The organism is Burkholderia sp. MR1-5-21 (genome assembly GCF_053427715.1).
In genome coordinates this window covers 46,601-67,725 of sequence record NZ_JBSAXD010000016.1, presented here as the reverse complement: position 1 = coordinate 67,725, position 21,125 = coordinate 46,601, and the positions used below count along the sequence as shown (strand labels likewise).

The following is a 21,125-nucleotide window of genomic DNA, read 5'->3' as shown; positions in this document are numbered from 1 at the left end:
GTTCGGCCCGGCACGATGCAGGGCCGGGCCGGGCCGGGCGGTGCGGTGCCGGCGGCAACGTTTGGCGCGCGGTGCCCGGCCCCTTCAATCCCCGTCGCCCCTCGCCCCCTTCCCGACCGCGACACGCTGCGCCCGATAAATCCCCGCGTGCCCGGAAAACAGATACGCGACGACACACGCGACGATCGCATACACGCCGATATCCGCGCCGAACAGTTCGATCGCCATGATGGTCGACGCGATCGGCGTATTGGCCGCGCCCGCGAACACGGCGACGAAGCCGAGCCCCGCGAGCACCGGCACCGGCAGCGCGAGCAGCTGGCCCAGCGCATTGCCGAGCGTCGCGCCGATGTAGAACAGCGGCGTAACCTCGCCGCCCTTGAACCCCGACGCGAGCGTGACCACGGTGAACGCGAATTTCCCCGCAAAGTCGTACAGCGGCAGCGGGCCATGGAACGCCGCCTCGATCGTCGGGATGCCGAGGCCGAGATACTGCGGCACGTTCAGCGCGGTCGCCGCGGCCGCGACGAGCAGGCCGCCGACCACCGGCTGCAGCGGCGCATGGCGGATGCGCTCGCGAAACACTGCGGACAACGCATGCGTCGCATGCGCGAACAGCCGGCCGACGACGCCGAACGCGACGCCCGCGACCACCGTCGCGCCGAGCCCCGCCGCCGTGACGGGCGGCACGAACGGGATCGCGTACACGGTGTGATGCACGCCCCACAACCGGCACACGGCGTCCGCGACGATCGCCGACGCGACGCACGCAAGCAGCGCGTCGTAGCGCACGCGCCCGATCGCGAGCACTTCGAGCCCGAATACCGCGCCCGCGAGCGGCGTGCCGAACACCGACGCGAAACCGGCCGCGATTCCGCCCATCAGCAGCACGCGGCGATGCTCGCGGTCGAGCCGAAACAGGTGCGTGACGCGATCGGCGAGTGCGCCGCCCATCTGCACGGCCGTGCCTTCGCGCCCGGCCGAGCCGCCGAACAGATGCGTGACGACGGTCGCGACGAGCACGAGCGGCGCCATCCGTTTCGGCACGAGCGCCTTCGGGTCGTGAATCTCGTCGATCAACAGGTTGTTGCCGCGCGCAACGGACTGGCCGAAGCGATGATAGACCCAGCCGGTCGCAAAGCCCGCGGCGGGCAGCCCCCACAGCAGCCACGGGTGCTCGACGCGCGTGCCGGTCGCCAGGTCGAGCGCGATCAGGAACAGCGCGGACGCGGACCCGGCGAGCGCGCCGAGCAGCGCCGAGAGCGCGAGCCAGCGGCACACGTAGCGCACGGTCGCGAAGAAGTCGGCGGAAGTGTTGAACATCGGGTGATTTCCAGATTCGACAAGACATCAAACCTGGGCGGCAGAACACCGCATGGACGGCCTGCGACCTCCCGTACCCAGGAATGCGCAGGCATCATCAGCCGAGCAGTCGGACTGCCGGCGGTTGAGGGCCGGTGCGTTGCTCGTCGCGAGCGGGCGCGGGCCCCGGGGAGGCATGCCATCTCCGAAGCCCGCATTTTACGCGACGGCCCGCGCGGCGTGCAATGCGGGCCGTCAGGCGCGCAGCTTGCGCGTCACGCGCGCGACCAGCTGTGGCGCGATCCGGTCGAGCGGCAGGATCGCGCACGCCGCATCGATCGCGGCGGCCGCCTTCGGCATCCCGTACACGGCGCTCGTCGCCGCGTCCTGCGCGATCGTGTAGCAGCCCTTCGCGCGCATCGCCTTCAGGCCGAGCGCGCCGTCGCGCCCCATCCCCGTCAGCAGCACGCCGATCGCGTCGCCCTGCCAGCCGTCGACGACGCTGTTGAAGAACACGTCGATCGACGGCCGGTACGGCGTCTCGGCCGGATGCCGCGTATAGCCGAGCACGCCGCGCGGCGACAGCGCCAGGTGGTCGTTGGTGGCCGCGAGCAGCACCTCGCCCGGCTGCGGCACGGCGCCCTGCCGCGCAACCCGCACCGGCAGTTGCGTATAACCGTCGAGCCACTGCGCCATGCCGACCGCGAACGCCTGGTCGACGTGCTGGACGATCACGATCGCCGCCGGAAAATCCGCCGGCAGCGCGCGCAGCAGCGCCGTGAGCGCGGTCGGTCCGCCTGCCGAGGCGCCGATCGCGACCAGCGTCGGCACGCGGCCCGCCGCCGTGCGTGCGCGCGGCACGGGCGCGGCCGTGCGGCTTTCGAGCAGCCGGCCGATCTGGTCGATTTTCGCGAGCAGCGGATGCGACACGCCCGCGTTCGGCGCGAGCGCGAGCGTCGGTGTATCAACCGCGTCGAGCGCGCCCGCGCCCATCGCCTCATACACCGACGACGTGTTCGCGCTGACGCTCGCCGTCACGACGAGAATCGCGCACGGCGCGCGCGCCATGATGCAGCGCGTCGCGGCGACGCCGTCGAGCTTCGGCATCACGAGATCCATCAGCACGAGGTCGGGCGGCTGCGCGACGCAGAAATCCACGGCCTCGTCGCCGTCGGTCGCGACCCACAGCACGCGATGGTCCGGCCGCAGCGCGATTACGCGCCGCAGCGCCTCCACGGCGAGCGGCAGGTCGTTGACGATGCCGATGTTCATTCCCGGGCGTCCCCTATCAGGTCGTGTACGGCGTCGAGCAGCGCCTCGTCGTGGAAGCTGCCCTTCGCCAGGTAGTAGTCGGCGCCGGCATCGAGCCCGCGCCGGCGATCTTCGTCGCGATCCTTGTACGACACGATCATCACCGGCACGCGCTTGAGCAGCGGATCGCTCTTGATCAGCGTGACGAGCTCGATGCCGTCCATGCGCGGCATGTCGACGTCGGTGACGACGAGATCGAACGCGTCGCTGCGCACCGCGTTCCAGCCGTCCATCCCGTCGACCGCGATCGTCACGTCGAAGCCGCGCTTCTCGAGCAGCTTGCGTTCGAGTTCGCGCACCGTCAGCGAATCGTCGACGACGAGCACGCGCCGCCGCCGGTCCGCGAGCGCGAGCTGCGGGTCGCGCATCACCTTCGCGAGCTCCCCGCCGCGCACGAGCTTGTCGACCGAGCGGATCAGGTCCTCGACGTCGACGATCAGCACGGGGTCGCCGTTCTCGAGCAGCGCGCCGGCTGCAATGTTCTGGATCTTGTGCAGGCGGCTGTCGAGCGGCTGCACGACGAGCATCCGCTCGCCGAGGAAACGGTCGACCGCGACGCCGTACAGTTCCGGCTCGCCGCCGACGACCACGACCGCCGTGCGCGTGCGCGACCCATCGGGCTCGCCCGCGTCGAGCAGCTGGTGTGCGGCGACGAGCCCGGCGCGCCGGCCGTCGAACGGGAAATGCGGCTGCCCTTCGAGCACGTCGATATCCGCGTGGTCGAGCTCGAGCGTGCGGCGCACGTGTGCAAGCGGGAACGCATACGGTTCGCCGCCGACCTCGACGAGCAGGCTGCGGATCACCGACAGCGTGAGCGGCAGCTGCAGCACGAAGCGCATGCCCGCGCCCGGCTCGTTGAAGATCCGCACCGCGCCGCGCACACCGCGCACCATCTCATGCACCGCGTCGAGGCCGACGCCGCGCCCCGACACGTCGGTCACCGCGTCGCGCATCGAGAAGCCAGGCAGCAGCAGGAATTCGAGCAGCTCCTGGTCCGACAGCCGCGCGGCCGTCTCGTCGTCGGTCAGCCGTTGGCGCACGACCGCGGCGCGCAGCGCGTCGAGATCGACGCCCGGCCCGTCGTCGCTGACGCTGACGAGCAGCGAGCCGGCGCTGTGGCGTGCCTCGAGCGTGACCGCCGACTCGGCCGGCTTGCCGCGCGCGCGCCGCGCGGCCGGCGACTCGACGCCGTGGTCGAGCGCGTTGCGCAGCAGGTGGCCGAGCGGCGCGTCGAGCATGTCGAGGATGTCGCGGTCGACCTGCGTCGCCTCGCCGACGATCGAGAACCGCACCTGCTTGCCGAGCGAGCGCGCGAGGTCGCGGACGATGCGCGGGTACGCGCGCGTCGCGTCGCCGAACGGCCGCATCCGGCATTGCAGCGCCTCGTCGTACAGTTGCTCGGCGATATGCGTGCTGCGCCGCTCGAAGCGGTCGAACTCGTCCATCCGTTCCGCAAACGAGCGCTGAACATCGTTCAGCATGTGCCGCGCTTCGTTCAGCGACGCGAGCACGCCGGTGTCGAGCTCGCCGGCGAAGCGCTCGACCAGCGTGTCGAGCGAACGCGCGGCATCGCGCTGTGCGCGCTTCACGCGCAGCATCGATTCGGCGAACGGCTTGAGCCAGCGCGATTCGACGAGCGATTCGCCGGACAGGCTCAGCAGCCGGTTCAGGCTGTCCGCGCGCACGCGGCGCATCGCGCCGGCGCCGCGGCCGGACTGTGCGGGGTCAGGGATGCCGCCGGCGGTCGTGCTCGTGCTCGTGCTCGTGCTCGCAGCCGCAGCCGCAGCCGCAGCCGCAGCCGTACTCATACTCGCATTGGCGCCTGTGCCAATGCCCGTGCCGAGGTTCATGCTCACGCCCGCCACCGCTGCGTCGCCATCGGCACGTGCCGACATGTGCACCGGCAGATCCCGATCGCCATCACCATCGTCACCTGCCGCCGTCGTCAACGTTTGCGCCACGTCCCCGCCGTCGGCGGCCGCCAGCGCTGCGGCGAACGCGTCGATCTCCGCCGCGTCGACCGGCTGTCCTTGCGGATCGCCGATCCGCACGAGCAGATCGACGCCGGCCAGCAGCGCGTCGACATGCGCGGGCGTCAACGCCGTCGTGCCGCCTTGCGCGGCGACGAAGCACTCTTCCATCCGCCCCGCGATGTCGACGCCCAGCGGCACGCCGACGATGCGCGCGGCCCCCTTCAGCGAGTGCGCGGCGCGCATGCAGGCTTCGAGCGCCGCCGGGTCGGGCGTCCCGGATTCGAGCGCGAGCAGGCGCTCGGACAGCGCGTGGGTTTGCGTGCGCGTCTCCTCGCGGTACAGCTCGAGGAGCGACAGGTGGCTCAGGTCGTCATCGGCGCTCATCGCATGCTCCGGGTCACGGCGTCGAACAGGCGGTCGTCGTCGAGCAGGCCGATCGACTTGCCGCGCCACGTCAGCACGCCGCGCGACAGGCCCGCGCTCGCACGCCCGACCGTCGCGGGCGCCGGCACCCAGTCGGATGCGCCGAAGCGCAGCACGCCCTCCACCTCGTCGACCGGGAACACGACCGGGTCGCCGTGATGCGCAACGACCAGCAAGCGCGTGAAGCGGCGGCTGCCCGCGTCGCCGCGCGGGCAGCCGCCCGCCGTGCCGAGCCCGAGCAGCGCGCCGAGCGAGATCGCGATGCGCAGCGTGCCGCGAATGTTGACGACGCCGCGCACGGCCGCGTCGCGACGGTGCGGCAGGGAATGGATCGGCCGCGTGCCGGCGATCTCGCGCAGCACGCCGATCGGCAGCGCAAGCCACTCGTCGGCGACGCGGAACGCGAGCGCCGCATGGCGCGCATCACCGCCGGTCGTAGCGACTTCGCGCGCCGCGCCGCGGCCGATCATCCGGCGCGCGGCGTCGCTCATCTCGGTGTCGCCGAGCGGCCGCTCGAGCAGGGCCGCCGCCTGGTTTGCGTACACGGGACAGTTCAGGCAGCGCAGGTACGCGGTCAGCCGCTCGCACGACCGGTCACCGCGCGTGCCGATCCGGTTCCAGCAGTCGTCGACGTCGATCGTCACGTGGGTCAGGTCAACGGCCTCGCGGTTCATAGGTCCTCTTCTCATGCCGGCGTACGTCGCACGACGCCGGTTCGTTCATTATCCCGCCGAGCGCCGCGCGCGCTCGAGCAGCCATTGCGCCCCCGCGCGGTCGCCGCCGACGTCGAGCAGCGTCGCGAGATGCGTGAGCGCCTCGTGATGCGTCGGCCGCAGATACAGCGCCTTGCGATAGAAATCGCCGGCTTCCGCGGCACGCCCCCGTGCGTCCGCGATCAGTCCGTGCAGATAGAACGCGTCGGCGTGCGGCCCGACGCGGTCCGTGAAGCGCGCGAGCGCACGCTCGGCTTCATCGAACGCCCCCGCGTTCGCGAGTGCCTGCGCGTCTTCCAGCGTCGGCACGTCGGCGCTAGCCGGCCGCGCGTCGGCATCCGCCGGCGCACGCTTGTCGCGCCCGCCGGCCGCGCGCTCCACCGCCGGCACGATCGGGCGCCCCGCCCCGTCGAGCCACGCCGGCTGCGCCGCCCGCGCCGCTGCGATACGCGCCGCCACATACCGTTCGGTCCGCCGGTACGGCGCGGCAGGCCGCGTCACCGCGAACCCGCCGGTAACGCTGCCGATAGAGCCGTCGGCGAGCCGCTCGGCGGCGCGCGGCCGCTGGAACGCGAACGCGAGCGGAATCCGCGCGGAGCGCAGCCCGTGCCGCATCGCGACCCCGGTCTCGGCAGGCCCGACGAACAGCATCCCGTCGTCGGCCAGCCGGTGCGCGAGCGAACGGATCACGCGGTCCTGCGCGTCGCGCTCGAAATAGATCAGCACGTTGCGGCAGAACACGAAATCGTAGCGGGCGCCCCCGTCGCCGAGCGGTTCGATCAGGTTCGCCTGCCGGAACTGCACGCACGCGCGCACGCGCTCGTCGAGCTGCCAGCCGTCCGCCACCGGCACGAAATGCCGCGCGCGAAATTCCATCGTGCTGCCGCGGAACGCATTGCGTCCGTACCGGCCCTGCCGCGCATGCTCGAGCGCTTTGCCGCTCAGGTCGAGTGCGTCGATCGAGAAGCGGGCCGGATCGAGCCCCACGTCGAACAGCGCCATCGCCGCCGAAAACGGCTCCTCGCCGGTCGAGCACGGCGCGCTCAGCACGCGCACCACGCGCGCCGGGTGCGCGGCGAGCCGCTCGAGCGCAAGCCGCGCGAGCGTCGCGAACGCCTCGCGATCGCGGAAGAACCAGGTTTCCGGCACGACGATCAGTTCGATCAGCGCGCGCCGTTCATCCGAGCTCGCGTTAAGGCGCTGCCAGTACGCGTCGAGCACATCCGGCGACACCGGCGGCCGCGCGGCGGACGGCACGCGCGCGCCGTCCGCCGCCTGCGTCGCGTGGATGCGCTCGGTCACCGCGCGCATCAGGAAATCGCTGCCGAGCGAGTCGGGATCGATGCCCGTCTCGCGCAGCACCCACGTATGGAAACGCGAATCGCCGATTCTCATGCTGGCGGCCCTCCAAGGCCTGACGTGTCGTCGAACAGATGCAGCCGCGCGACCGCGTCGATCATGTCGCACACCGACACCTGCTGGACGATGCCGTCCGGCGTGTTCGCGATCGGGCCGAGCCAGCGCGTGCGCGGCGTCACGATGCCGGTCGCGCGGAACGCGCCGCGGTCGATCCGCATCGTCTGCGTCGCGCGCTCGACGATCAGGCCGAGCACGCGCTCGCCGGCGTTTGCGCCGTTTGCGCCGTTTGCGCCGTTTGCGCCGTTTGCGCCGTTTGCGCCGTTTGCGCCGTTTGCGCCGTTCGCGCCGTTCGCGCCGTTCGCGCCGTTCGCGCCGTTCGCGCCGTCCGCACCGTTCGCACCGTTCGCACCGTTCGCGCGATAGCGGACCATCACGAGCCGCGTCGAGCGCAATGCCTGCGCGGGCCGGCCGAGCGCGAGCATCGGCACGTCGATCACCGGCACCGGCACGCCGCCGCACATCAGCAGCCCGGCGATCCACGCGGGCGCGCCGGGCACCGCCTTCGTGGCCGCGAGCGGCAGCACCGCGTCGATGCCGGCGGCGTCGAGCACATAGCGCTCGCCGTCCAGATCGAACAGCAGGAACAGCGCGTGCGCGCCGTGCTGGGCGTCCGCGCGCGTCACGCGTCGACCTTGAAGCGCGACACACTGGTGCGCAACTGGTTCGCGACGAGCGTCAGGTCGTCGATCGCCTGCGACGACTGGCGCAGCGATTCGGCCGTCTGCTGCGCGGCTTCCGACAGCTGCGACAGCGCCTGCGTGATCTGCTCGGCGCCGCTCGCCTGCGTCTGCATCCCTTCGTTGACCATCTGGAAACGCGGCGCGAGCGTCTGGACCTCGGCGATGATCTGCGACAGCTGGCTGCCGACCTGCTGCACGTCGAGCATCCCGCGCCGCACTTCCTCGGAGAACTTGTCCATCCCCATCACGCCGGCCGACACCGCCGACTGGATTTCCTTCACCGTCTGTTCGATGTCGTAGGTCGCGACCGCCGTCTGGTCGGCGAGGCGGCGGATCTCGGTCGCGACGACCGCGAAGCCGCGGCCGTACTCGCCGGCCTTTTCGGCCTCGATCGCCGCGTTCAGCGACAGCAGGTTGGTCTGGTCGGCGACCTTGGTGATCGTCGCGACGACCTGGTTGATGTTGAGCGCCTTCTCGTTGAGGATTGCGAGCTTCGCGTTCACCGACCCCGCCGCGTCCATCACGCTGCGCATCGTCTCGCCCATCCGCGTGAGCCCGCTCTGGCTCACGCCCGCGAGCGTCGCCGACTGCTCGGCCACGCCGGCCACCTCGTTCATCGTGCGCAGCAGGTCGCGCGACGTCGCGAAGATCTCGCGGGACGTCGCGCCGATCTCGGTCGTCGTCGCGGCCGTCTCGTTCGCGGTCGCCTGCTGCTCGCGCGACGTCGCCGCGATCTCGGCGACCGACGTCGTCACCTGCAGCGACGATTGCTGCGCGCGCGCGACGAGCTCGGCCAGCTCGTCGGCCATCCGGTTGAAACCGTCCTGCAGCGTGCCGAACTCGTCGTGGCGGCGCAGGTCGAGACGCTGCGTGAGGTTGCCGGTGCGCATCGCGTCGTGCACGCCGACGAGGCGCGCCATCGGCAACGTGATCGACCGGTACAGCCCGTAGCCGAGCGCGAGCGCGATCAGCAGCACGGCGGCCAGCGCGACCGCCAGCACGATCTCGGTGCCCTGCACGGATTCGCGGATCAGCTTCGCGGACTGGTCCGCGAACTTGCGGTTTTCCTGGACCATCGTGTTCGCGTCGCGCACGGCCTCGCTCCACGCGGGCACCGTGCGCGCATACGCGGCGAGCTCGTCATCGCGCGATGCGCCGTTCTTCTGAATGGCGTCGTTCAACAGTGGCAGGTAGCGGTCGTACGCGGCGCGGAACGACACGAAACGCGCGCGATCGTCTTCGCGGAATACCGAGTTCTGATAGTTGACCGACAGCGCGTCGACTTCCTTCGTCACCTCGCGGATCTTCGCGATTTCGCGTTGCACGGCCTCGGGATCGGTCTCGACGAAGGTCGCCTGCTGCAGCAGCATGAACGATTCGTTGACCGATGCGCGCAGCGACGATGCGAGATACACGCCGGGCAGCGAGTCGCGCTCGATGCTGACCGCTTCACCGTTGATCGCGCGCAGGCGATCGTAGGACACGCCGGCCGTCAGCAGCATCAGCACGAACAGCACGCCGAAGCTGAGCAGGATGCGGTTGCCGAGCGTCAGCCGGACACTGCCGATCGTCGGATGCAAGCTTTCATTGGTCGCGCTGGGCGTCACGGTGGCCATGTTCGTTGTGGGCTTTCAAAGTCTGCGTTGAGAAAAGGACTGCGGAAAAGGTCTGCGCCGGACGCCGCGCCCGCCGCAACGTTGCGGCACGGTCGCATCGGGATCGGGCGATGACGCGTGGCGCGGCCGGCATGTGCCGCGCCGCCGCGCAGGCTCACCGTTCCGCTTGCGCCGGCAGCCGGAGCGCGACCATGAAACCGCGCGCGGTATTGCGCATCAGGATCTGGCCGCGATGCCGCGCGGCGGTCGCGCGGACAAACGCGAGCCCGAGGCCGAAGCCGGCGCGCGCCGCGCCATGCGCGGACTCGAGGCGCACGAACGATTCGGTCGCCGACGCGCGCTGCGCGGGCGCGATGCCCGGGCCGGCGTCCTCGACGCCGATCAGCCACGCGCCGCCGTCGCCGCTCAGCGTGCAATGCACGTCCGCGGCGACCGGGCCGTACTTCAGCGCGTTGTCGATCAGGTTCGCGACCGCGCGCGTCAGCATCATCCGGTCGCCCATCGTCACGCATTCGGTATCGGGCACCTGCGCGACGACCTGGCTGCCGAACCCGGCCGCCTTCTCCCACAGCTGGTCGACGGCGTCGAGCACGATCTCGTTGAGGCTGACGACGTCGTGCGCGCGCCGCTCCGATTGCGCGCGGGTCAGGTGGATGAAGCCGTCGGCAAGCGCGAGCGCGCGGCGCGCATGGCCCGCGATCCGCTCCATGATCGGCGGCATGTCGCCGTGCTCGGCGCGGTATACGTCGAGCAGCGCGAGAATCGACGTCTGCGGCGAACGCATGTCGTGCGACAGGAAATCGAGCGCTTCGTCGCGCTGGCGCGACATCAGATAGGAATTCGAATGGTAGCGAATGCGCGCCGTCAGCTCCATCGCGTCGGGCAGCTTGACCAGATAGTCGTTCGCGCCGGCGACGAACGCCTCGCGCTTGACGACCGGCTCTTCCTTCGCGGACAGCACGATGATCGGCACGCGTGCGGTGCCCGGATCCGCGCGCCACGCGCGGACGAGGTCGAGACCGTCGATGTTCGGCATCACGAGGTCCTGCAGGATCACCGTCGGCTTCACGTCGCGCGCGACGGCCATCGCCCGCTGCGCGTCGGTGCACACGTGCAGGTCGATGTCGTGCTCGCTGCGCAGCGCGCGGCGGATCACTTCGCCGACGAACGGTTGATCGTCGACGAGCAGGACCGATAACCCGGATTCAAGACAATCCGACGGGTTTTCCTCGTTCGATTCTTTCATAAATGCCGTTTCATATGCCGAATATCCAATCGATTCTTTCATGAGAGTTGTTTATCCGACTTAAACACAATCTTATTTTTACGGAAGAGAGACCTGTATGTATTTGCCGATCTGGCCCGTCGGCATTGCCTCACGGGGCTGCGAGCATCGATTTTCCCCGTCGCCGCTCGCACTCCTTCCCCCGCTGCGTCTCTCAATAAACATAACCGGCTGATTCTAAATGAAATTAGAGTCAAGCATCTATCTTGTCCCGTGCCGGTTTTGCCAAATTCACGAAAAGTGTCGCGTTTGGTTGAATCGAATCATTTTCCGGACAGAAACCGCGCATCGCGACATAGCCGCCGCGGTCATGCTTGCATGCGCTGCAAGGCGGCGAAGCGGCGCCGCTGTGGAAGGGGCCGGAACGGGGTATACGCGAGCGTCGGGCGGGTCGGCGTTCAGCCGCGCGCGTGCTGCGCGGACACTTCCTGCAGATCGAGGTCGCGCTCGAGCGCGTGCAGCATTTCGTCGTGGATCTGTCCGGAGCGATGCAGCCGCAGCAGTTCCGCACGTCCCGCCGCGATCGCGGCCAGCACGACGTCGTAGTGCGCGGCGCGCGCGCTTTCCGGATACGCGGGCTCATGCTGCATCCGTTGCGTCAGTTCCGCGCGATACGTGTACTGCTCGAGCAGGCGCGGGTGGATCACCACGCCGCTCGCATCGCGCACGAGCGGCTGGATCGCCGCGAGCTGAGCGGCCTCGACGCGCGCCCAGGCCTGCGGCTCGCTCAGGTGGTGCGCGGCTTGCGCGGGATGCTGCGCGAGCCGCAGCAGCTGGATCAGCGGGCCGATCGTCGTGCCCTGCAGCAGCACGGTGACGAGGATCACCGCGAACGCGGCGACGAGGATCAGGTCGCGGCCCGGCATTGCGTCGGGCAGCGACAGCGCGACCGCGAGCGTCACGACGCCGCGCATCCCGGCCCAGCTCATCACCGTCGCGGCCTTCCAGTCGGGCCCGCATTGGCTGCGCGTCAGTGCACGTGTCGGCCACTTCAGCGCCTCGACCGCATAGATCCACACGAAGCGCGACACGACCACCGCGGCCAGCACCGCAAGCACGGCCGGCATCATCGTGCCGATCACCTGCTCGAAGCCGCCGAGCCGGTGGATCACGCCGCGCAGCGACAGGCCGATCAACACGAACACGAGCGCCTCGAGCAGGAACACGATGACCAGCCAGAACGCGGTGCCGCGCGTGCGCACCGCCGCCGAGTACACTTCGTGCTGGTGCCAGCCGAGCATCATGCCGACCACGACGGTCACGATCACGCCCGACACCGCAAGCATTTCGCCCGCGATGTAGCCGATCCATCCGGCGAGCATCGAAACGGTGATCACGAGGTAGTCGTCGTCGAGCACTTTCATGAAACGCACGACGAGCCAGCCGATCACGATGCCGACGACGACGCCGCCGAGCCCTAGCTCCGCGAACCGGACGAGCGCATGCTGGAAGCTGAACGCGCCGGTCAGCGCGGCGACGGCCGCGAAGCGGAACAGCACGAGGCCGGCCGCATCGTTCAGCAGGCTCTCGCCTTCGAGCAGCACCATCAGCCGGCGCGGCAACGCGACACGTTCGAGCACGGCCTTCGCGGCGACCGCGTCGGGCGGCGACACGATTGCGCCGAGCGCGAAACACGCGGCCCACGGCAGCGACGGTACGACACAGTGCACGACAAAGCCGACGGCGAACGTCGTGAACACGACCGCGCCGATCGCGAGTAGCAGGATCCCGCCGACGTTGCGCTTGAACTCCTCCCATACTGAGAAATACGCGCCGTGCATCAGTAGCGGCGGCAGAAACACGACGAGCACGAGATCGGGGTCGAGGTTGATCGGCGGCAGGCCCGGAATGAACGCGATGCCGATGCCGCCAATCAGCAGCGCGGCGGCGGGCGGCAGCCGCAGGCGCTTCGCGATGCATTCGAGCGCGACGATCGCGACGAATGACAACAAGACCAGCTTGAATGCCGAGACGGGGGACATGAATCAACCTCGCGAGGAATTAATCCGCCGGCAGCCGGGTGTCATACCCCAATTGCCCGTGTCGCGCGATTACATCACGATGCCGTGCAGGCAGTCGAGGGCGTTCGGCGCGCACGCCTTGCCCGGCCCATGCCCATGCCCATGCCCATGCCCATAGCCATGCAGCGTGCCCGACGCCGAAGCTGCGTTGTGTATCGGTGCACATTCACACAGGCCGAAATGCAACGCGGCACGTGGCCGGCGCCATCGCCGGCCCGCGTGCCGCCGGAGGATTGCAAGGCGCCGCGCGCTACCTGCGCCGCACGACCATCAGGCGAAGCTCGGTCATGTCCTCGATCGCATAGCGGATCCCTTCGCGGCCGAGGCCCGAATCCTTCACGCCGCCGTACGGCATGTTGTCGACGCGGAACGACGGCACGTCGTTGATCACGACACCGCCCACGTCGAGCTCGTCCCATGCGCGTTGCGCATGCGCGAGCGAATCGGTGAACACGCCGGCCTGCAGCCCGAAGTCGCTGTCGTTCACGCGCGCGAGCGCATCGTCGAAGTCGTCGAACTTCTCGAGGATCGCGACCGGGCCGAACGCCTCCTTCCGGTACAGGTCCTGCTCGCGGCCGACGTGTTCGAGCAAGGTCGCCTCGAACATCGCGCCGTCGACATTGCCGCCCGCGACGATCTTCGCGCCCGCCGCGACGGCGGCGTCCATCCAGCCTTCGAGCCGGCGCGACTCGGATTCGGAGATCATCGGCCCGACGAACGTCGCCGGATCCTTCGGGTCGCCCATCTTCAGCGAACGTGTCTTCGCGATCAGCTTTTCGCGCAGCGCGTCGTACACGTCGGCGTGCACGAGGATCCGCTGCACGCCGATGCAGCTCTGGCCCGATTGATAGAACGCGCCGAACGCGAGCCGGTCGACCACGTAGTCGAGCCGGTCGCGCTGGTCCGCGTCGACGATCACGGCCGCGTTGCCGCCCAGCTCCAGCACGACTTTCTTCTTGCCGGCCTTCTCCTTCAGCGCCCAGCCGACCGCGGGCGAGCCCGTGAACGACAGCAGCTTGAAGCGCGCGTCCGTCGTGAACAGGTCCGCGCCGTCGCGATGCGCGGGCAGCACCGAGAACGCGCCCTTCGGCAGGTCGGTTTCCGCGAGGACTTCGCCGATGATCAGCGCGCCGATCGGCGTGCGGCTCGCCGGCTTCAGCACGAACGGGCAGCCGGCCGCGAGCGCGGGCGCGACCTTGTGCGCGGCGAGGTTCAGCGGGAAATTGAACGGCGAGATGAACGAGCACGGACCGATCGGCACACGCTTCGTATAGCCCGTGTAGCCCTGCGCACGCGCGGAGATCTCGAGGTTGATCACGTCGCCGTCGATCCGCACCGATTCCTCGGACGCGACGCGGAACGTGTCGATCAGCCGCGTCACTTCGCCCTTCGAATCATTGATCGGCTTGCCGGCCTCGATGCACAGCGCCTCGGCCAGCTCGTCGAAGCGCTCGCGAAAGCGCGCGACGCAGTGATCGAGCACGGCCTGGCGCTTGTAGGCCGGCAGCTCGCGCATCGGCTTCGCGGCATCGACCGCCGCGCCGATCGCCGCATCGATCGCCTGCGCGTCGGCCAGCGCGACGCGCGTCGCGACCTTGCCGCTGAACTTGTCCGTCACTTCCAGATCGGTGTTCGCGTAGACGGCCTCGTTGGCGAGGTAGTACGGATAGGTTTCCTTCAACATGGAACGACTCCTTCCTGTGAACGGGAAATTCAGAGCTGCGCCGACAGGCGCTTGATCTCGCGGTTCAGCACGCGTTCGTTGTCCGAATAGTCGATCGGCACGTCGATCACGTGCACGCCCGGCGACGCGAAGCATTCGCGCAGCAGCGGCTCGAGATCGTCGGCCGCCTCGACGCGGTGGCCGTGTGCGCCGTAGCTTTGCGCATACGACACGAAATCGGGGTTCTGCAGCGTCATCGCGAAGTCGGGGAAGTTCATGTTCTCCTGCTTCCAGCGGATCATCCCGAACGCGTCGTCGCGCAGGATCATCACGACGATGTCGAGCTTCAGCCGCACGGCCGTTTCCAGCTCCTGCGAGTTCATCATGAAACCGCCGTCGCCGCAGACGGCGATCACCTTGCGCTGCGGATGCACGATCTTCGTCGCGATCGCCGACGGCAGGCCGGCCCCCATCGACGCGAGCGCGTTGTCGAGCAGCAGCGAGTTCGGCTCGTGCGCGCGCCAGTAGCGCGCGAACCAGATCTTGTACATCCCGTTGTCGAGACAGACGATCCCGTCGGCCGGCAGCGCGTTGTACAGGTCGTTCACGATCCGCACCGGATACATCGGGAAGCGCGGATCGTGCTGGCCCTTCTGCAGGTGGGCCTCGAAGTGCTCCTTGATCATCGCGAAGCGCGCGAAGTCCCAGTGCGGCTGCGGCGCGATCGCTTCCTTCATCTGCCACACCGCGTTCGCGATGTCGCCGACCACCTCGATCTGCGGGAAATACACGGGGTCGACCTGCGCGCCGAGAAAGTTCACGTGGATCACGGTCTTGTCGTCCGCGCGCATGAAGAACGGCGGCTTCTCGATCACGTCGTGGCCGACGTTGATGATGCAGTCCGCGTGCTCGATCGCGCGGTGCACGAAGTCGCCGTCCGACAGCGTCGCGTTGCCGAGCCACAGCGGGTGCGTCTCGTCGATCACGCCCTTGCCCATCTGCGTCGTGAAGAACGGGATGCCCGTCTGGTCGACGAATTCCACCAGGATCTTGCGGGTCGTCTTGCGATTGCCGCCCGCGCCGATCATCAGCAGCGGATAGCGCGCCGCCTGGATTGCATCGACCGCGTGCGCGACCGCCTTCTCCTCGGCGATCGGCCGCCGGCTGTAGCTGCGCGGAATCGGCTTGCCGTCGCCTTCCTCGTGCGCGATGTCCTCCGGCAGCTCGAGGTGGGCCGCGCCGGGGCGCTCTTCCTCCGCGCGCCGGAATGCTTCGCGCACGGCCGACGGAATGTTGCCGATCGACACGATCTGCCGCGTGAATTTCGTCAGCGGCTGCATCATGTCGACGACGTCGACGATCTGGAAGTGGCCCTGCTTGCTGGACTTGATCGGCTTCTGCCCGGTGATCATCAGCATCGGCATCCCGCCGAGCTGCGCGTACGCGGCCGCCGTCACGAAGTTGGTCGCGCCCGGACCGAGCGTCGCCAGGCAGACGCCCGTCTTGCCCGTCAAGCGCCCGTAGGTGGCGGCCATGAAACCGGCCGCCTGCTCGTGCCGGGTCAGCACGAGCTTGATCCGCGATCGCCGCAGCGATTCGAGCAGATCGAGGTTTTCCTCGCCGGGAATGCCGAACACATACTCGACGCCTTCGGCTTCCAGCGCCTTCACGAACAGATCCGATGCTTTCATGGGGGACTCTCGGTTGATGCCGCCCGCCCGGCCTACGGACGCGCGGCGCTCAGGACGCGCGCCGGCCTACGGCGCGCGGACGTTTACCTGCTGCACACACACCACTGCACTTGCCCGCCGCGCAGCGCGCGGCGGCGTCCCCGGAACCCGGAGAACGAACGGATCCGCCGGCGCGCAACGAACGCGCGCCGGCGGCAAAGACGTTTTCGATTGTAGACGGAATCGGGAAATGCCGACTTCGATCGCCGGCCGCGCCGAGCTGTCACGGATGGATCGGCCGAATGGCCATTGAACCGACAAATGTAGCGGGCGGCCTTATGGTGAGGGCAACGGAAATCAGCACGTCACGCCTGTGAACCATGGTTGACATATTGCAATCGATGCCCTACATTCCTCCATCATTCACCATCCGAACCACCGAAGTCTTCGACGCATGGTTTGACGGCCTGCGGGACCGCATCGCGAAACGCCGCATCCAGGCACGCATCGACCGTCTCGCGATGGGCAATCCGGGCGACTGGAAATCCGCCGGCTCGCCGATCGTCGAAATGCGTATCGACCACGGCCCCGGCTATCGCGTCTACTACGTCCGGCGGGAATCGGTATGGGTAATCCTGCTTTGCGGCGGCGACAAGTCGACGCAACAGGCGGACATACGCGCCGCCCACGCGATGCTCGAGCATCTCGATACGGAGTGATCGATGGACAAGATCAAGACCCGGCCGTGGGATTCGGCCGAACATCTGAAGACCGAAGACGACATGGCCGAGTACTTCGAAGCCTGTCTGCAGGAGGCCGGCGACGATCCGGCCTTCATCGCGCACGCGCTCGGCGTGATCGCGCGCGCACGCGGGATGTCGCAGGTCGCGCGCGATGCCGGCATGTCGCGCGAAGGTCTGTACAAGGCGCTGTCGCACGACGGCAACCCGAGCTTCGGCACGATCCTGAAGGTCATCAAGGCGCTCGGCCTGCAACTGCACGGGTCGAAAGCGCACGTCTGAATCGGGGCGCGCGACGTCGCGCCCTTTCCCTGCCAGCGCCGGTCGCGCCAACGTCGAGATCGTTGACTATCACTGATTGGAGAACGATATGCTCAAGAATGGAATGCGTCCGATCCACCCGGGCGAAATCCTGCGAGAGGAATTCCTGACGCCGCTGGAAATGAGTGTCAACGCGCTTGCACTCGCGTTGAACGTACCGGCTACCCGCCTGCATGAAATCGTCAAGGAACGGCGCGGGATCACGGCCGATACCGCTTACCGGCTCGCACGCTACTTCGACACGTCGCCGGAATTCTGGCTGAACCTGCAAGCCACGTACGATCTCAAAACGCTGCCGACGCGCAGTGAGATCGATCGGAAGGTCGAACCGCGCGCGCACACGCACGCATAGGCACGCGTCCCGCAAAGCAATCCACGCTGGAGATCGCATCCGCGACCACTGCTGCCTCAATGCAGCCAGCCGCCCGCCCAACGCGGCACGAGCGACACGAGATACAGCCCGAGCCCGATCAGCCCGCCGACCAGCGTGCCGTTGATGCGGATGTACTGCAGGTCCTTGCCGATGTTGAGCTCGATCTGCCGCGACATCTCGCGCCCATCCCAGTTGCGCACCGTGTCGCGGATGTGGCGCATCAGGAAGTCGGCGAAATCCGGCGCCATCTCGTACACGGCCTTCTCGATGTGTTCGTTCAGCGAAGCACGCAATGCCGGGCTTTCCGCGAGCCGCGCGCCGAGCCAGCCGCCGAGCGTCGCGGCCTGCCGGTGCAGCGTCGAATCGGCGCGCGCGAGATCGGCCTTCAGCCACGCGCGCAACTGGTCCCACAGATCCTTCACGTACGTGTTGAATGCATCGCCGTCGCGGATGTAGCGCTTGATCTCCTCGCCCTTCTCGATGAATGCGGGGTCGTGCTTCAGGCGCTCGGTCAGGCGTTCGACGACCCGGTCGAAGCGCTGGCGCAATTCATGCTCGGGATCGGCCGCCACGCCTTCGAGCACACGGCTGACCGCGTTCGCGACCAGTTCCGCGCCGTTCTCGCCGAGCCAGTGGGTCGGCATGATCTTCTCGAATTTCGGATACTGCGTCTTCAGCCATTCGACGATGAAGCCCGCGATCACCTCGCGGTTCTCGGGTTTCGCGAGCACATCGACGACCTGCTCGATCGCATCGTCGAGCAGCGCCTGGTGGCGGCCGTCCTTCGTCAGCGTATCGAGGATCGCGCCGGCCGATTGAGACAGGTCGACCTTGTCGACGACCGCACGAAACGCGTCGTGTACGAACGACTGAATCCGCGCGTCGTCGGTCATGTCGAGCGCGAAGCTCATCAGCTTCGTCACGTAGCCGCCGAGCGCGTCGGTGTTCGTGGGCTCGCCGAGCCACGCACCGAGCATCTGCGCCGGATCGTGCTGGCGGATCTGCGCGGCGAGCGCGTCGGGGCCGAGGAATTTCTCGCGCACGAAGATCGCGAGGTTGTCGGCGATCTTGTCCTTGTTCTGTGGAATGATTTCGGTGTGGCGCGACACGATCGGGATCGGCACGCGGCGGAACAGCGCGACGACCGCGAACCAGTCGGCGAGCGCGCCGACCATCGCGGCCTCGGCCACCGCCTTGATCCCGTCGACCCACACGCCACGCGGCAGGAAGATCGTGGTCGCGAACACCGCGACGGCGACGAGCAGCAACGACAGCGCGCGTCGCTTGCTGCGATTCAGTTCGAGGGCTTTGTCCGGCGTCATGGCGGCAGGCGAATCGGCGATGGCGCTAATATCCCCGATTTCGCGGCGGCCGACAAACGCGCTGGCGAGCGCGACGGGGCCGCGCCACCGCCGCCGCCGCCTTACGCCTTACGCCTTACGCCTTACGCCTTACGCCTTACGCCTTACGCCTTACGCCTTACGCCTCACGCCTCGCAGTCGCCTGCCACGCGCGCACGACCGGCTGCGTCATCGCCGATGCGAGCCGGCAACGCCCACCGCACGCCCTTTCGTCACAAAAACATCTTCAGGTTCACGGCCGGATCGGCAAGCCGCACCGGATCGGGCACCGCACCCGCCGCGATCATCCGGCGGCACGCACCGATATCGCGCCCCGCGCGCACTGCGGCGGCCGCGACGATCTTGCCGTCGTCGCCGAGCCCGAACACCGTGAACGGCCCGTTGGACGGATCGCCGCGCACGACCGCGGTCCTCTCGCCGCCGAACAGCCCGAGCATCTGCAGGTTGCAGTCGTACTGATCCGACCAGAGCCACGGCAGCTCCGCATAGGTCTCGTCAGCACCGAGCGCGTTCGCCGCCGCGACTGCCGGCTGGTTCTCCGCGACCTGCCACGACTCGATCCGCACGTGCCGGCCGAGCAGCGGATTGAAGTGCATCGTCACCTCGCCCGCCGCGAAGATCGCCGGATCGTTCGTGCGGCAGCCCGCGTCGACGCGCACGCCGTTGTCGACGTCGAGCCCCGCCGCTTCGGCGAGCTCGACGTTCGGTACGACACCGATCCCGACGACCACGACATCGGCCGGCACGTCGCCGCGATCCGTCTCGACCACCGCACCGCCCGAATCTTTGCCCGATGCGCCGCGCCGGATCGCGCGCGGCAGCGTCGACAGCCGGAACCCGACGCCGCGCCCGTCGTGCATCCGTTGCGCAAACGCGCCGACCACTTCAGGCAACGCACGCTGCAGCAATCGCGCAGCCGGGTCGATCACCGTCACTACGCAGCCGAGCTGGCGCGCGGCCGCCGCGACTTCCAGACCGATGAACCCGCCGCCGAGCACCGCGACGTGCTTGCCCGGCGCCAGCGCCGCACGCAGCGCGCGCGCATCGGCGACCGTGCGCACATAGTGCAGCGGCACGCCCGCGTCCACCGGCCCGCCGAACGTGCGGACCCGCGAGCCGGTCGCAAGCACGAGCCGCCGATACGGCAGCGTCGCGCCGTCGGCGAGCCGCACGCGCTGCGCGTCGCGCTCGATCGCGTCCACCCGCGTGCCGAGCCGCAGCTCGATCCGCTGCGCGTCGTACCACGCGGCATCGCGCACGAACGCACGCTGCTCGCCGTCGTCGCTCAGCAACGCGTCCTTCGACAATGCCGGCCGGTCGTAAGGCAGTTCGCGCTCCGCGCCGATCATGACGATGCGCACGTCGGCGTCGCGCTCGCGCAGCGCCTCGGCGGCCCGCCGCGCGGCGTGCCCGGCGCCGACGATCACGATGGGATCAGCCGACATTGACTTCCACCTGTCCGTCGACGATCCGGATCGGATAGGTCCGCACCGGTTCCGTGATCGGCGCGCATTTCGGCGCACCGGTGCGGATGTCGATCAGCCCCTGATGCAGCGGGCATTCGACGCAGCCGTCCTCGACATAGCCTTCCGACAGCCGCGCGTGACCGTGCGTGCACAGGTCGTGCATCGCGAACAGTTCGTCGCCGATCCGGAAAATCGCGATCGGTTTCTGCCCGGCGACGCGCGCCGCCGGTTCGTCTTCGGAGAATTCGTCGAAGGCGCCGAGCGGATGCCACTCGGTCAACGTTGCTTCGCTCATGTCGTTCCTCACTGTCAGATCGGGGTGGCGAGCAGTGTCTGCACGCGCGACGTGTCGTAGATCACGCGCTTCGTCTTGTAGCGCAGACCGTCGGGCGTACGCACGACCGTGTCGTAGTACTTGCCGGCCTGGTACACGTTCGATTCGCCGTTGCTGCGCGTCTGCACGACGACATAGTTGCTCTCGGTGTCGATCTCGCCGTCGCGCGCCGCGACGATCGTCAGCCCCGACGTCATGTGCCGGTACGTGTGCTCTTCAAAGATGTTCGCGTGCCGCAGCGACACCACACGGTCGCGCAGCATCCGCTGGTTCGTGCAGTGGACGATCCCGACCGGCAGCCCGAGGTCGGCGTTTTCCTTCGGCACGATCTCGTACGTGCAGTCCTCGGTGAACATCTCCGGCCACTGTTCGAGCCGGTTGTTGTCGAGGTGGCCGATGTAGCGGTTCTGCAGCATGTGGATTTCGAACCACGTCTTCATGTCTTCCGTCATTT

At 68.5% G+C, this 21,125-nt stretch carries 18 protein-coding genes and 1 riboswitch; of the genes, 3 read left to right on the top strand and 15 right to left on the bottom strand.

The window, feature by feature from the left end:
* Nucleotides 1-84: 84 nt before the first annotated feature.
* The 11 genes from ACV229_RS21880 to ACV229_RS21830 all read right to left on the bottom strand — a co-directional run bounded on the left by ACV229_RS21880 (nt 85) and on the right by ACV229_RS21830 (nt 16,097).
* On the bottom strand, nt 85-1,323 hold the full coding sequence (locus ACV229_RS21880) for a voltage-gated chloride channel family protein (protein WP_448085195.1): 1,239 nt from the start codon (nt 1,321-1,323) through the stop codon (nt 85-87).
* An 81-nt stretch (nt 1,324-1,404) separates the two neighbouring features.
* Nucleotides 1,405-1,518: riboswitch (Fluoride riboswitch) on the bottom strand.
* A 39-nt stretch (nt 1,519-1,557) separates the two neighbouring features.
* Nucleotides 1,558-2,574, bottom strand: a complete 1,017-nt coding sequence (gene cheB, locus ACV229_RS21875; protein ID WP_448085194.1) for a chemotaxis-specific protein-glutamate methyltransferase CheB — start codon at nt 2,572-2,574, stop codon at nt 1,558-1,560.
* On the bottom strand, nt 2,571-4,970 hold the full coding sequence (locus ACV229_RS21870) for a response regulator (RefSeq protein WP_448085193.1): 2,400 nt from the start codon (nt 4,968-4,970) through the stop codon (nt 2,571-2,573). Before ACV229_RS21870 ends, cheB begins: the two co-directional genes overlap by 4 nt.
* Nucleotides 4,967-5,683, bottom strand: a complete 717-nt coding sequence (locus ACV229_RS21865) for a chemotaxis protein CheW (RefSeq protein WP_448085192.1) — start codon at nt 5,681-5,683, stop codon at nt 4,967-4,969. Before ACV229_RS21865 ends, ACV229_RS21870 begins: the two co-directional genes overlap by 4 nt.
* Before the next feature lie 48 nt (nt 5,684-5,731).
* A complete protein-coding gene (locus ACV229_RS21860; protein WP_448085191.1) occupies nt 5,732-7,117 on the bottom strand; it encodes a CheR family methyltransferase in 1,386 nt (461 codons plus the stop codon).
* Nucleotides 7,114-7,764, bottom strand: a complete 651-nt coding sequence (locus tag ACV229_RS21855; RefSeq protein ID WP_448085190.1) for a chemotaxis protein CheW — start codon at nt 7,762-7,764, stop codon at nt 7,114-7,116. Before ACV229_RS21855 ends, ACV229_RS21860 begins: the two co-directional genes overlap by 4 nt.
* On the bottom strand, nt 7,761-9,437 hold the full coding sequence (locus ACV229_RS21850) for a methyl-accepting chemotaxis protein (protein ID WP_448085189.1): 1,677 nt from the start codon (nt 9,435-9,437) through the stop codon (nt 7,761-7,763). The genes ACV229_RS21855 and ACV229_RS21850 overlap by 4 nt, the downstream gene beginning before the upstream one ends.
* Before the next feature lie 154 nt (nt 9,438-9,591).
* On the bottom strand, nt 9,592-10,725 hold the full coding sequence (locus tag ACV229_RS21845) for a hybrid sensor histidine kinase/response regulator (protein ID WP_448085188.1): 1,134 nt from the start codon (nt 10,723-10,725) through the stop codon (nt 9,592-9,594).
* 395 nt (nt 10,726-11,120) lie between these two features.
* On the bottom strand, nt 11,121-12,704 hold the full coding sequence (locus ACV229_RS21840; RefSeq protein ID WP_448085187.1) for a Na+/H+ antiporter: 1,584 nt from the start codon (nt 12,702-12,704) through the stop codon (nt 11,121-11,123).
* A gap of 289 nt (nt 12,705-12,993) precedes the next feature.
* The gene (locus ACV229_RS21835) at nt 12,994-14,427 is read right to left on the bottom strand and encodes an aldehyde dehydrogenase family protein (protein WP_448085186.1); all 1,434 of its coding nucleotides are present in this window, start codon (nt 14,425-14,427) and stop codon (nt 12,994-12,996) included.
* 29 nt (nt 14,428-14,456) lie between these two features.
* Nucleotides 14,457-16,097, bottom strand: a complete 1,641-nt coding sequence (locus ACV229_RS21830; RefSeq protein WP_448085185.1) for an acetolactate synthase large subunit — start codon at nt 16,095-16,097, stop codon at nt 14,457-14,459.
* A gap of 380 nt (nt 16,098-16,477) precedes the next feature.
* Between ACV229_RS21830 and ACV229_RS21825 the strand changes: the two genes are divergently transcribed.
* The 3 genes from ACV229_RS21825 (at nt 16,478) to ACV229_RS21815 (ending at nt 17,489) form a co-directional block, all read left to right on the top strand.
* A complete protein-coding gene (locus ACV229_RS21825; protein ID WP_448085184.1) occupies nt 16,478-16,795 on the top strand; it encodes a type II toxin-antitoxin system RelE/ParE family toxin in 318 nt (105 codons plus the stop codon).
* 3 nt (nt 16,796-16,798) lie between these two features.
* Nucleotides 16,799-17,098 (top strand): addiction module antidote protein, encoded by a 300-nt coding sequence (locus ACV229_RS21820; RefSeq protein WP_448085183.1) that lies wholly within the window; start codon nt 16,799-16,801, stop codon nt 17,096-17,098.
* 88 nt (nt 17,099-17,186) lie between these two features.
* Entirely contained in the window at nt 17,187-17,489 is a 303-nt protein-coding gene (locus ACV229_RS21815; protein WP_448085182.1) for a HigA family addiction module antitoxin, read from the top strand.
* A 56-nt stretch (nt 17,490-17,545) separates the two neighbouring features.
* Here ACV229_RS21815 and ACV229_RS21810 read toward each other — a convergent pair whose 3' ends face one another.
* The 4 genes from ACV229_RS21810 to andAd all read right to left on the bottom strand — a co-directional run bounded on the left by ACV229_RS21810 (nt 17,546) and on the right by andAd (nt 21,123).
* Complete coding sequence (locus tag ACV229_RS21810) at nt 17,546-18,832, bottom strand: DUF445 domain-containing protein (protein ID WP_448085181.1); 1,287 nt, start codon at nt 18,830-18,832, stop codon at nt 17,546-17,548.
* A gap of 251 nt (nt 18,833-19,083) precedes the next feature.
* The gene (andAa, locus tag ACV229_RS21805; RefSeq protein ID WP_448085180.1) at nt 19,084-20,316 is read right to left on the bottom strand and encodes an anthranilate 1,2-dioxygenase system ferredoxin--NAD(+) reductase; all 1,233 of its coding nucleotides are present in this window, start codon (nt 20,314-20,316) and stop codon (nt 19,084-19,086) included.
* Complete coding sequence (gene andAb / locus ACV229_RS21800) at nt 20,306-20,632, bottom strand: anthranilate 1,2-dioxygenase ferredoxin subunit AndAb (RefSeq protein WP_448085179.1); 327 nt, start codon at nt 20,630-20,632, stop codon at nt 20,306-20,308. The genes andAa and andAb overlap by 11 nt, the downstream gene beginning before the upstream one ends.
* 14 nt (nt 20,633-20,646) lie before the next feature.
* Nucleotides 20,647-21,123 (bottom strand): anthranilate 1,2-dioxygenase small subunit AndAd, encoded by a 477-nt coding sequence (gene andAd, locus ACV229_RS21795; RefSeq protein ID WP_448085178.1) that lies wholly within the window; start codon nt 21,121-21,123, stop codon nt 20,647-20,649.
* Nucleotides 21,124-21,125: the final 2 nt, after the last annotated feature.

Excerpts from the sequence above, each read along its gene's own strand:
- ACV229_RS21880 (WP_448085195.1), bottom strand. The coding sequence starts at position 1,323 with ATGTTCAACACTTCCGCCGACTTCTTCGCGACCGTGCGCTACGTGTGC.
- cheB (WP_448085194.1), bottom strand. The coding sequence starts at position 2,574 with ATGAACATCGGCATCGTCAACGACCTGCCGCTCGCCGTGGAGGCGCTG.
- ACV229_RS21870 (WP_448085193.1), bottom strand. The coding sequence starts at position 4,970 with ATGAGCGCCGATGACGACCTGAGCCACCTGTCGCTCCTCGAGCTGTAC.
- ACV229_RS21865 (WP_448085192.1), bottom strand. The coding sequence starts at position 5,683 with ATGAACCGCGAGGCCGTTGACCTGACCCACGTGACGATCGACGTCGAC.
- ACV229_RS21860 (WP_448085191.1), bottom strand. The coding sequence starts at position 7,117 with ATGAGAATCGGCGATTCGCGTTTCCATACGTGGGTGCTGCGCGAGACG.
- ACV229_RS21850 (WP_448085189.1), bottom strand. The coding sequence starts at position 9,437 with ATGGCCACCGTGACGCCCAGCGCGACCAATGAAAGCTTGCATCCGACG.
- ACV229_RS21845 (WP_448085188.1), bottom strand. The coding sequence starts at position 10,725 with ATGAAAGAATCGATTGGATATTCGGCATATGAAACGGCATTTATGAAA.
- ACV229_RS21840 (WP_448085187.1), bottom strand. The coding sequence starts at position 12,704 with ATGTCCCCCGTCTCGGCATTCAAGCTGGTCTTGTTGTCATTCGTCGCG.
- ACV229_RS21835 (WP_448085186.1), bottom strand. The coding sequence starts at position 14,427 with ATGTTGAAGGAAACCTATCCGTACTACCTCGCCAACGAGGCCGTCTAC.
- ACV229_RS21830 (WP_448085185.1), bottom strand. The coding sequence starts at position 16,097 with ATGAAAGCATCGGATCTGTTCGTGAAGGCGCTGGAAGCCGAAGGCGTC.
- ACV229_RS21825 (WP_448085184.1), top strand. The coding sequence starts at position 16,478 with ATGCCCTACATTCCTCCATCATTCACCATCCGAACCACCGAAGTCTTC.
- ACV229_RS21820 (WP_448085183.1), top strand. The coding sequence starts at position 16,799 with ATGGACAAGATCAAGACCCGGCCGTGGGATTCGGCCGAACATCTGAAG.
- ACV229_RS21815 (WP_448085182.1), top strand. The coding sequence starts at position 17,187 with ATGCTCAAGAATGGAATGCGTCCGATCCACCCGGGCGAAATCCTGCGA.
- ACV229_RS21810 (WP_448085181.1), bottom strand. The coding sequence starts at position 18,832 with ATGACGCCGGACAAAGCCCTCGAACTGAATCGCAGCAAGCGACGCGCG.
- andAa (WP_448085180.1), bottom strand. The coding sequence starts at position 20,316 with ATGTCGGCTGATCCCATCGTGATCGTCGGCGCCGGGCACGCCGCGCGG.
- andAb (WP_448085179.1), bottom strand. The coding sequence starts at position 20,632 with ATGAGCGAAGCAACGTTGACCGAGTGGCATCCGCTCGGCGCCTTCGAC.
- andAd (WP_448085178.1), bottom strand. The coding sequence starts at position 21,123 with ATGACGGAAGACATGAAGACGTGGTTCGAAATCCACATGCTGCAGAAC.